A 10583-nucleotide genomic window follows, 5' to 3' on the forward strand; every position below is an offset into this window, starting at 1 on the left:
ATCAATTTAACTGCAAAGACTTACTCAGATTGCTTCCTGTGACTTTTGAACGCTATTAGCACCACCGCTCTTCCGGGTCAGATGTTTGAAGATACCGATCAGGCTGATTCCGATCCAGAACAACTCAATAATGACCGAAGACAGGTTCCAGTTGAATAACAGGGAAGTCAGCAACAAAATCGCGCCAACCAGATTCAACAGGGAGTAACGGATATCCCGGTTGTTAAGACGCTCTGTCTGCAAAAGATAAAATGCCAGCACCACCAGAAAAACACCGATATTACCGACCAGATCAAACCACGTATAACTCATCACTTTTTGCCTCTGCTGCTGTCATAAATGACAGGCCGAAAAAAAAGCCTCCCTACGCTTATGCGTCAGGAGGCTTTTACACGTTATATCGGAGGCTTGATGGGATTGCAAGCCAAGTGCTACATCATTGCCGAATCAGTCGGCGTCGACACCGGCCAGCGCTTCGGCCAGCTGCAGCGGCTCAATTTCAAGACCTTCAAGCTCGGCGTTCCAATTAGCACCAACCAACACGCCATCGTTATCCAGCTCTGGCAGCCATTCCTGCACAAAGTCTTCAATCTCAACCTTACTGATCTGGTAGTCCGCCCACTCCTCAACACAATGAGCTTCAGCATCTTCTTTGTCAGACCAGAAAGGGATCACGTCGGTATCCTCGAACTCCTGAGAGTCGACCACAACCCAGCCATCCTCAGACTCAATACCCCAAAGCTCCCCGTTGAAACGGATCTCTTCAATAAAGAGCGAGTAGTTGTCATCAATATTATCAGTCAGGCGTGTCATAGTAGGATCACCAAATTAAATCAGTTAGAAGCAATATGACTGTTTATCAGTAACACACGAACGACAAGGTTCACTATTTGGGCGGTCCGGGTGCAAACAATCACTACCACATTCAGGGCTGCCAGATTATCACGGCCAACGGGAATTGCTATCTAAGATAGATCAATTTTTACTAAAAACTAAAATTTCCCAGGCAAAGATACAATTTTCTCTTCACACCTTGACCCTACCAGCTGTAAACCGCAAGATGGCGCGCTCTTAACCTACAGTTCGGCATGTACGAACCCGTTATCAATTTCCGAAGCATTTTATTAAACGAAGCATCTGACCATGGCAAAATTCACCTCCTCAGCACATCTTATCTGTCCACTGGATCAGCAACCCCTGACACTGGAAGAACGAACCCTTAAATGCCCGTCAGGCCACAGCTTCGATATCGCCAAACAGGGCTACGTAAACCTGTTACCGGTACAGAAAAAGAAGTCAAAAGACCCGGGTGACAGCAAAGAGATGATTCAGGCCCGTCAGCGATTCCTGCAAGCAGGGCTGTACCAACCCATATCGGATAAACTGAATCAACTGGTTAGCCAACAACTGAATCTGTCCGGTAACAAGTCTGTGACCCTTCTGGATGCCGGTTGTGGTGAAGGCTACTACCTGAGCCGATTAGCTACGGAAAATAATCTCGCAGAACAGCAACAGGTTGAATTGCTGGGTGTGGATATCTCCAAATGGGGCGTACAGGCCGCGACCAAATATCAGCTGCCAATCACCTGGATTGTTGGCACCAATGCCCAGTTACCTGTTGAGCCCGCTTCTGTGGATCTGATTATCTGCATGTTTGGCTTCTGGCAGCCTGAGTGGTTTGCCAAGGTGCTGAAACCCGGTGGCAAGGTGATTCTGGCGGAGTCTGGTGTCGATCACCTGATAGAACTCCGTGAAATCATCTATAAAGAGGTCCACCGTAAAGACGTGCCGGAACTTAAAGGCATAGGGGAAGCCGGTTTCAGCCTGATCGACCAGCAACAGCTTGAGTTCCGGCCTGCCGCGCTCAATAAAGAGCAGGTTCAGGATCTTTTGGTGATGACCCCTCATCTTTATCGTGCCAACTATGAAGGTAAACAAAGCGCCCAGCAGCTGGAAAAACTTGATCTGACCGCTCATGTCGTCTTTCGGGTACTGGAATATAAACCTTAGGCGGTCACCAACCAGTAACGCAGACCGGTCTGTCTGAGAAAATCTTCTGCCCTATCTCCCTGAAGCAAAGCCAGAGTGGCAATTAACCCACTCTGAACACAGCTTGGGGCTGCTACGGTAATGGAGCGTGGGGCATTCTGAATCGGCCATCCGGTTTTAGGATTCAGCACATGACTGTAACGCAAGCCATCTTTCAGCAGAAAACGCCTACTATCCCCAGAGGTCGCTAACCCGCCTCCGGAAAGGCTTAACAAAGCCAGAGAACTTTCTTCGCTATCCGGTCGCTCAATCGCTACCTTCCAGCTTTCTCCATTTTGTCTCAGGCCACTACAGGCCATATCTCCGCCCAGGTTAACCAACACAGAGAGCGGTGTTCCATCAGCCTGAGCCTCTGCCAGCATAAGTCCCAGAGCGCGATCAACCGCATACTCTTTACCGATTCCGCCAAAATCCAGCTCCATGCCCTCAGGCAGAAGCAACTCAGCCTTATTACCGACCGTTCGATAATCCAGTTTTGACCAGCCGATATCCGCCAGTAACGCTTTAACAGCTAAAGCCTCCGGTAGCTGATCGCCACCATTAAAAGACCAAACCCTTCTCAGCACACCTGAAGTCAGGTCGAAAAGGCCATCAGAAATCTGCCAGCCCTGATCAGCAAACTCCAGCAAACGGTACGTTTCTTCATCAATCTCCTGCCAGTGACCGGAGTGCTGATGAATTCGGCTAAAGGTATTTTCCTGCAGGTAGCGACTGTATTTCTGTTCAATCCGCCAGACTTCACGTATCGCAATATCCGCCAGATGCTTAACCATTCCGATACGGTCTTCAGGCAGATCGATCAGCAGCTCACAATCACTGGCCATCGCCTGAAATGAGACCTGAAAAAAGCCCTGCTGAAACGACATTTCAGGTTTGGGATGAGATGCATGATAAAGGGGGAGTTGCTGAATATTTCCGGTCATTCCATTACCCGCTTTGCCAACAGCGGTGTCGGCAAGATTAACAATTCATAAGATAAAGACATTAAACCAGGAAGGCTTTTTACAAAATACATCTGTGAAAAAAGTATAACGACTAAAAACAATAAAACTCCCCGAAAATAAAGTGATTCACTCCGGGAATCACCTTATATCAGGGAGTTCGTCGTTCTGGTCCGCGAATCAGAAACGATAACCGACAGTCACCATGGTAGCCGTTGTATCAGGATAGAGTTCCTGATCTTTCAGCTTGCCGAATCCACTATCACCAGAATTGCTTTGCTGATAAAAAGCGACGCGGGTATACAGTTCCGAATCCTGACTCATTCGGTAGCCATAACGGAAACCCAGAGTATAGGTATCAAGATCACCCAATCGATAGTCAGCGCTGACTTCGTCCAAAGACTGGTAGTCGCTGGATGTTATATAGCGTTTATAGAAATCAGCGGCACTTTGGGTATACCAGCGCAACTGCGGCTCAATATAGTGCTTGCCCAGATCCCAACGATATTTCAGATCAACCGTATGAGAGTCCACACCCCAGTCATCGAACATAAAGCGGTAGCTCAGGTCGACAATATCACCGTTATCCAGCTGGTGTTTGCCCTGCCAGAAAAGTGCGTGCTTCAGGCGCGAGTCCGGACGCTTCTCGTAGAGATAAAGATTGGCGCCATCTTTTACAAAGTTACCGCCGTAATTCGCTCCGGCATTGTCATCAATCACTGAAACAATTTTGTAGGGATCATTCAGATAACCGGAACTGGAGCTCAATGAGTAATTAAACTGCATCAGTGTTTTACGGTCGATAACCTGAGTAAGTCCAAGTACAACATCGATAACCTGCTTATCATCCGACGAACCGTCACGACTGTTGCTCAGATCAGTACTGAAAGTACCGCTACCAGGTACAGGAGCACGGCTCAGACCAACCGGCAAGCCACCTTCCGGGTTCAGACTATCAGCCGACAGATTAAGCCCAAAGGTCAACGTCGTATTCTTCTGATTCAGGTAACGCGAAAGGGTACCGTTAGCTCCCAAGGACTGGTAATCATGCTCAGAAGACAGATAGCCACCGGCACTGTAGGCCCAATCTCTATTGATGGGGGCAGACCAGCTTGCGGAGAACGCTGCACGTGAATCACGGAAAGTATCATCAAGAGGCTGATCACCGGCCTCTGTTGTATAGCTTCCCTTACCGGATGGACGTGCAAAGGTTTGCGCCTGATCAGAAGGTGTCGCACCGTTTGGCGAAGCACCGGTCAGAGTATCGAAAGCAAACTTCAGATTCAGCTTAGTTTCACTATCATAGTTTCGTGTCGCGCTGATCACTGGCTCAAAAGCACTGACGCGACTATCCCCTTCCGCATAGATCAACGCTGCGGTATCAAAATCCCAGTTATCCAGCTCAGCAGCCTGAGCCTGAGTGGTAAGACCTGCCAATAATGCACAGCCCGCAGATGCTAACATCGCTTTCAGCGCCCGATCATTTTGGACGATTTTATTGTGTTTAGTTACAGCCACAGCCGCCACCTCCAAATCCGCGTCCGCCACTGGTCGCTTCTTTACTGAAATAGATATGATCATCCAGTCCCGCTTCAACAGGATCAGAAATCAGCTGCATCTCTTCTTTGGCAAGAACATCACGCTCCCAGGGCTTAACCCCCAGATCAGAACAGCCTGAAAGCAGCAGGCCGCTCATCAGGGCCGATATAAGCATTACTTTCGTCATCGTCATTCGCCTCATTCAGCCAGTAGCGCTTTAATGGTGTCTTCGTAGTCCTTAACCCGATCACTATGAAAACCAATATGCTGAGCCCGGATCTTGCCGTTCCGGTCAATCAGGTAGCTTGATGGCATCCCCATGACACCATATTCTCCCGGCAGCTGAGCATCGGTATCCAGAAGAACGGTAAATTGGGCGGGAACATCTTGAAGAAACTCACTCGCCAGCTCGACATCCTGATCAAGATTGATCGCAACAACCTCCAGTCCTTCTGCCTGGTATTGTTGCTGAAGTTTATTCATCCAGGGAAATGACTGCCGGCAGGGCCCACACCAGGAAGCCCAGAAATCAACCAGAACGACCTTTCCTTTAAAGTCAGAAAGAGACGCTGCACCACCTTTAACATCGGGAAGACTTACCTGCGTCATAGGTGCCAATTGTGCTTGCTGAACAGGTTGCAGCTCTGAAGCCAAAACCTGCGTGCTTAAAACCGTTAAGGATAAACCTGCGGCTAAGAGCTGTTTTTTAAATAGAAAAGACATATCCGGACTCCCTGATTCCTCGATTGGTCATCGACTGATGAGCATCTTCCCTTAGAAAACTTAAGATTTTCTTAAGTATGCAACGCTGTTGCTTAAGCAAACCTTAAGTTTCCTATCCGAAGATAGCGTCAACATCTCAAGGGATTAGCGAGGACACACTCATGTCTCATAATAAAGACTCCAGCTTTGGAGCCGGATTAAAGCATCTGGCAGCGTTAATACTGATCGTTCTCACGACCAGTCTGAGCCTTAATGCTGTGGCTGCATCTTCAGACCAGGAAGAATTCCTTCCACCTGAACAGGCATTTCAGTTTGATTTTGAACAGTTAAGTGACGGAACTGTAAAGCTACACTGGGATATCGCTGATGGTTATTACCTGTATCAGAAACGCTTAAAACTAACTGATACAAACAAGCAACCATTAACTGATGTCGCCTTTCTGACTCAGTCTGAAGAGAAAAACGATCCGAATTTTGGACTGGTTCAGATTTTTCATCACCAGCTGGATATAGAAGCCCTACCAGTAACCAATCAGTTAATGCTGAGTTATCAGGGCTGTTCTGAAAATGGTCTCTGCTATCCACCGCAAAGAAAAACACTGGATGTACAATCCGCTACCAAAACAGCCTCAAACGCAAAAGTATCTGAGAGCAGTCAACCTGCACCTACCGCTAATCAAGCTTTAGCCGTTGAAGAAGATGCAGGCGCAATTGCGGCTATGCTGGCGAATGCCGAAGGGTACTGGGTCGTACTCACCTTTTTTGTACTGGGCTTAGGTTTGACCTTTACACCCTGTGTTTTACCTATGATCCCTATTCTGGCGGGTATCATTGCGGGTCAGGGTACGAATATCACGCTGCGTCGTGGTATCGGCTTATCGACAGCCTATGTGCTGGGTATGTCTCTGACGTATACCTTAGCAGGCGTTCTTGTCGGTTATTTTGGTGCAAAAATGAACCTTCAGGCTTCCTTACAAAGCCCAACAGCTCTGATCCTTTTCTCAGCCCTTTTTGCTGCACTGGCAATGGCAATGTTCGGTTTCTATGAACTCCAGCTACCTTCATTCCTGCGTGATCGTCTGGATCGCATGGGACAGAACAGCAGTGGTGGAAAGTACGCCGGTGTAGCACTGATGGGGTTGATATCAGCTCTGGTGGTATCACCTTGTGTCTCAGCGCCATTAGCGGGGGCACTGGTTTATATCAGTACCACTGGGGATGCTTTATTGGGCGGTGCATCTTTGTTTGCACTAAGTCTTGGCATGGGTGTACCCCTCATTCTGGTTGGAGCTGGCGGCGGAAAGTGGCTACCCAGAGCCGGGGGCTGGATGCTGGAAGTTAAGGCATTCTTCGGTGTTCTGTTATTAGGTGTTGCGATCAGCCTTCTTAGCCGGCTGCTTCCTGGCAATGTAAGTATCCTTTTATGGTCACTGCTGGCAATTGTTTATGCTGCGCACCTCGGTAATTTCGGGCAATCCGAATCACTTAGCAGCTGGGGGAAAACCCGTCGTGGACTTTCCATTGCTCTGATGGTTTATGGGATCAGTCTGCTTCTGGCAGGCCTTGCAGGACATGATGACCCTTTAAAGCCTCTGGCATTCGTTTCTGCTCCTGCTCAATCTGGAGCAAAACAGGAAAAGCCCTTGTTTGTTCGTTATGCTTCTATCTCCGCCATGGAAACCGCTATGCGCGAAGCTTCAACAGCAGGCTACCCGGTCGTTATCGACCTGTACGCTGACTGGTGTGCCAGCTGTAAGGTGATGGAGCGAGAAGTCTTCAGCAGACCAGAGGTTCGCGACCTTGGAGAAAAGGTAACCTTTATTCAGCTGAATATGACAGACAATACCCCTGAACAGAGCGCTTTTCTGCAACAGCACGGACTCTTTGGCCCACCGAGTTTGCTCTTTTATAAAAAGAATGGGCAAGAACTTATCTCAGCCAGAGTACAAGGCGAGCTGGGACCACAACAGTTTATCAGTCAGGTAAACAAGCTTCTGTAAGCTTATTTTTTAAGTTAAGGAACTGAGATGCGTGTTCTACTGGTAGAAGATGATCCGGGCTTAGGGTCAGGTTTGCAGCAAGCACTTAAGCCTGAAGGCTATACCACAGATTGGTTGACCGATGGCCTTCAGGCACTGCAGGCTCTCGAAACTGACCATTTTGATATGGTTATATTGGACCTGGGTTTACCCAGGCTGGATGGTATATCCGTTCTGAAGCAGGTCAGAGCTCAGGGTAAAGACACACCTATCCTGATTCTGACGGCACGGGATGCGGTCCAGGACAGAATAGATGGGCTGGATAGCGGAGCTGATGATTATCTTATCAAACCCTTTGATATGACAGAGTTAAAGGCCCGCATTCGTGCCTTGCTGCGCCGTAGTTCCGGCAGAGCTCAACCAACAATCAACCTGAGAGGCATCGAGATCGATCCATCCAGTCAACAGGTGCTATATGATGGCAATACCGTCGCACTGACACGCCGTGAGTATACCTTGCTCTATGAGATGATGAGTCAGCCTGGACATGTGTTCACCCGGGACAAACTACAGCAGATGCTTTATGGCTGGGATGAAGATGTCGAGAGTAATGCGATGGAGGTACATATTCATCATTTACGTAAAAAACTCTTCCCTAAGCTTATCCGAACCCTGAGAGGCATCGGATACGTAATTGATAAGGAAGGTAACTGATTTTGCTTAGTCTGCCACTGAAATCGATTCGAAAACGCATTCTGTTCCTCGTCCTTTTTCTGCTGATAATCATGAGCGGCCTTATAGGGCTCGCGAGCTTCAAAGATGCCAGCCATGAAATTGAAGAAATTTTTGATGCTCGTCTGGCTCAAAGCGCAAGAATTCTTCAGGCTCTTGTGCTTGGCATTCATGAGACAGAGCTCAGTAACACAGAAGAGATCAGACTTCAGAAAGCATTCGAGAATGCCCTGTTATTAGAAGCAGGCAGTGGTGGTGGAGGTCATAAATATGAAAGTAAAATTGCTTATCAGGTCTGGCATGGCCACCAATTAATAATGCACTCCACAAATGGCCCTGAAATTCAACCCCATGAATTAAAACCGGGTTTTGGCCGTACTTTTTTTAAGGGTTATAACTGGCAAACCTTCACTCTGAAAACTCATTCGAATAACTACCCTTTTATTGTCATTGTCGCTGAGCGGGAAGATGTCAGAGGAGAACTTGTAGAGAAGGTAGTTTTACAAACTCTGATTCCGGAACTGATCGGCATACCAATACTGGCATTAATGATTTGGCTCGCCATCGGCTGGGGACTTACCCCCTTAAAAGAACTGACCAATCAGATCAAGGATAAAGCCCCCAGCAATCTGAAACCCGTCAAACTGGAATCCCCGCCATCTGAATTAGAGCCGATACAACACGCGCTCAACAGGCTATTAAATGAAACAGAAACAATGATCGCCCGTGAGCAGCGATTTATTGCCGATGCAGCTCACGAATTAAGAACACCCTTGGCTGTCCTTAAAATTCACGCAGATAACGCATTGAACACTGAGTCTGATCAGGAAAGAACCCGTGCGCTTAAAGAGTTAGATCTTGGTGTTAACCGTGCTACTCGAATTGTCTCTCAATTATTAACCATGGCAAGGCTGGATCCTGACACAGCGGCGTCCAATAAAAAAACTACAGATCTACTCGAAAGCTGTCGAAACACGCTAGCGGAACTGACACCTCTAGCCTGGGAAAAAGAGATTGAACTCAGCCTGGATGCTGACGAAAAGCTTGAATGGAACACAAAACTCGAAGACGGAGCATTAGAAATTATCCTGCAAAACCTTATCAGCAATGCAGTAAAGTTTTCCCCTGAAAGGGAGAGTATTGATGTTTCCCTTGAACAAGATGACAACAATTTCATTATGAGTGTTTCTGATCGTGGGCCAGGTATCTCACCAGAAAACTTAAGCAGGGCGACTGAGCGTTTCTTTCGCGACGGAAACGAAGCGGGTGCGGGTCTTGGACTCTCAATCGTCACAAGAATCGCTGAACGTCACTCAGGATGCATTACTCTTAGACCAAATCCAATCTCAGGTCTTTGCGTAAAAGTGATACTGCCTAAACACGTTGTTAACTATCAGCACTGATCAACCGGCAAGCTTATGCCTTCAGACATCGCATTAATCGCATATTTTTTTTACCCAAAGTAACCGCACGTTTACCAACCGGCATTCAAAAGTGCTTATTTATTAATAGGTTAGCAGCCAAAGACCTAGGTAACCTTTACTTGGGCAAATCTGGCATCTCTTTTGCTTTGTAACAAATTGAAAGTACTTGTTAACTAAGCAATTGAAATGCATCAGATTGGCGGAGAAAAGAGATCATGATAGGTCAGGTTATTAGCCAAACCTTGGGCTTATCCCTGTTAACCTCAGGAGCCAGACCGAAAGCCTCTGACACAGAAACGGTCAACCCTGATAAAGAGACGCAGAATGGGCGTCACGAGCTTCAGGCTGATCGACCTGAGGTCGTCATTTCAGACACTGCCAAAGAGCTTAGTATCAACTTTTCCGATGACGAACCCAACTGGAAACAGGTTCAGATGATGGCTAGCCACCTGTTTTCCAACATGGATTCTCTGTTCATGAAAGCTGGCATTAATACTGCCGAACCCATTCGTATCAATATCCATCCCTATACCGGCATTCCCTTTGTTGGCGAGCACCCTGACAAAGATAAAATTCAAAGACTGCTTGATGAAACGCCAGAAGTATTGCAGCAAATAAAAAATGTGAACACAGTTGCTAGTTTCAGTTATCAGATTTCGCAATCCAATCATGGCGTAAGTAGCAGTGCAACCCCCATGGCTAACGCTCCGACACAACTGGTGAATAAACATGAAAGTCTCAACAGCACGAGACTTCAATCTGCTCTCGAGCAATACGAGCAAACAACTCAAACGACTCGGATATCAATGGAATTTAAGCATGATATAGGCATATCCCTAGATGTTCTAAGTACATCGAAAAACCGGCGTTAAGAAACCTGCGCTATTAGCGATCCCCTTTCACTCACCGCCTTAGAATAACCGAGAAGAGGTTGGTGGCTCAGGCGTATCACTTTCGAACCGCTATCGTTGCTTATACCTTGTCCAAGCCCGTATCTTATCCATCCCCAGCACCTAGACCAGCCTCTTCATCATTCAGTGGCCCACTTTACGTCCTAAGCTCTAAGCTCTAAGCTCTAAGCCCTAAGCCTAAATCCCCCAGGCATAAAAAAACCCCGTCTCATAAGAGACGGGGTTTTCAGATAAGGCGCTTGACGATGTCCTACTCTCACATGGGGAGGCCCCACACTACCATCG

General features: G+C 47.5%; 11 protein-coding genes. 5 read left to right on the forward strand and 6 right to left on the reverse strand.

Annotation, left to right across the window (positions count from 1 at the left end):
- Positions 1-24: 24 nt before the first annotated feature.
- Both AC4GL5_RS12820 and AC4GL5_RS12825 read right to left on the reverse strand, forming a co-directional pair.
- Complete coding sequence (locus AC4GL5_RS12820; protein ID WP_490383187.1) at positions 25-312, reverse strand: CBU_0592 family membrane protein; 288 nt, start codon at positions 310-312, stop codon at positions 25-27.
- A 135-nt stretch (positions 313-447) separates the two neighbouring features.
- Complete coding sequence (locus tag AC4GL5_RS12825; RefSeq protein ID WP_490383188.1) at positions 448-813, reverse strand: DUF2750 domain-containing protein; 366 nt, start codon at positions 811-813, stop codon at positions 448-450.
- Positions 814-1143: 330 nt separating this feature from the next.
- Between AC4GL5_RS12825 and AC4GL5_RS12830 the strand changes: the two genes are divergently transcribed.
- Positions 1144-2010, forward strand: coding sequence for a putative RNA methyltransferase (locus AC4GL5_RS12830; RefSeq protein WP_490383189.1), 867 nt, complete (start codon positions 1144-1146; stop codon positions 2008-2010).
- On the opposite strand, the gene AC4GL5_RS12835 is transcribed toward AC4GL5_RS12830, so the two are convergent.
- The 4 genes from AC4GL5_RS12835 to AC4GL5_RS12850 form a co-directional block, all read right to left on the reverse strand.
- Positions 2007-2972, reverse strand: coding sequence for an FAD:protein FMN transferase (locus AC4GL5_RS12835; RefSeq protein ID WP_490383190.1), 966 nt, complete (start codon positions 2970-2972; stop codon positions 2007-2009). The two genes, AC4GL5_RS12830 and AC4GL5_RS12835, sit on opposite strands and share 4 nt — an antisense overlap.
- Before the next feature lie 198 nt (positions 2973-3170).
- Positions 3171-4508: a DUF3570 domain-containing protein gene (locus AC4GL5_RS12840; protein ID WP_490383191.1), complete on the reverse strand. Its 1338-nt coding sequence runs from the start codon at positions 4506-4508 to the stop codon at positions 3171-3173.
- Complete coding sequence (locus tag AC4GL5_RS12845) at positions 4495-4716, reverse strand: DUF4266 domain-containing protein (protein ID WP_490383192.1); 222 nt, start codon at positions 4714-4716, stop codon at positions 4495-4497. Before AC4GL5_RS12845 ends, AC4GL5_RS12840 begins: the two co-directional genes overlap by 14 nt.
- 11 nt (positions 4717-4727) lie before the next feature.
- Positions 4728-5252, reverse strand: a complete 525-nt coding sequence (locus AC4GL5_RS12850; RefSeq protein ID WP_490383193.1) for a TlpA family protein disulfide reductase — start codon at positions 5250-5252, stop codon at positions 4728-4730.
- Positions 5253-5413: 161 nt separating this feature from the next.
- On the opposite strand from AC4GL5_RS12850, the gene dsbD reads away from it, so the two are divergent.
- From dsbD to AC4GL5_RS12870, 4 genes are all read left to right on the forward strand, one after another.
- Positions 5414-7252, forward strand: coding sequence for a protein-disulfide reductase DsbD (dsbD, locus tag AC4GL5_RS12855; protein WP_490383194.1), 1839 nt, complete (start codon positions 5414-5416; stop codon positions 7250-7252).
- Positions 7253-7279: 27 nt separating this feature from the next.
- Positions 7280-7945: a response regulator gene (locus tag AC4GL5_RS12860; protein ID WP_490383195.1), complete on the forward strand. Its 666-nt coding sequence runs from the start codon at positions 7280-7282 to the stop codon at positions 7943-7945.
- A gap of 2 nt (positions 7946-7947) precedes the next feature.
- The gene (locus tag AC4GL5_RS12865; RefSeq protein WP_490383196.1) at positions 7948-9366 is read left to right on the forward strand and encodes an ATP-binding protein; all 1419 of its coding nucleotides are present in this window, start codon (positions 7948-7950) and stop codon (positions 9364-9366) included.
- A gap of 236 nt (positions 9367-9602) precedes the next feature.
- Entirely contained in the window at positions 9603-10259 is a 657-nt protein-coding gene (locus AC4GL5_RS12870) for a hypothetical protein (RefSeq protein ID WP_490383197.1), read from the forward strand.
- The last annotated feature ends 324 nt before the right edge of the window (positions 10260-10583 follow it).

This window comes from Oceanospirillum sp., from assembly GCF_982874595.1.

Excerpts from the sequence above, each read along its gene's own strand:
- AC4GL5_RS12820 (WP_490383187.1), bottom strand. The coding sequence starts at position 312 with ATGAGTTATACGTGGTTTGATCTGGTCGGTAATATCGGTGTTTTTCTG.
- AC4GL5_RS12825 (WP_490383188.1), bottom strand. The coding sequence starts at position 813 with ATGACACGCCTGACTGATAATATTGATGACAACTACTCGCTCTTTATT.
- AC4GL5_RS12830 (WP_490383189.1), top strand. The coding sequence starts at position 1,144 with ATGGCAAAATTCACCTCCTCAGCACATCTTATCTGTCCACTGGATCAG.
- AC4GL5_RS12835 (WP_490383190.1), bottom strand. The coding sequence starts at position 2,972 with ATGACCGGAAATATTCAGCAACTCCCCCTTTATCATGCATCTCATCCC.
- AC4GL5_RS12845 (WP_490383192.1), bottom strand. The coding sequence starts at position 4,716 with ATGACGAAAGTAATGCTTATATCGGCCCTGATGAGCGGCCTGCTGCTT.
- AC4GL5_RS12850 (WP_490383193.1), bottom strand. The coding sequence starts at position 5,252 with ATGTCTTTTCTATTTAAAAAACAGCTCTTAGCCGCAGGTTTATCCTTA.
- dsbD (WP_490383194.1), top strand. The coding sequence starts at position 5,414 with ATGTCTCATAATAAAGACTCCAGCTTTGGAGCCGGATTAAAGCATCTG.
- AC4GL5_RS12860 (WP_490383195.1), top strand. The coding sequence starts at position 7,280 with ATGCGTGTTCTACTGGTAGAAGATGATCCGGGCTTAGGGTCAGGTTTG.
- AC4GL5_RS12870 (WP_490383197.1), top strand. The coding sequence starts at position 9,603 with ATGATAGGTCAGGTTATTAGCCAAACCTTGGGCTTATCCCTGTTAACC.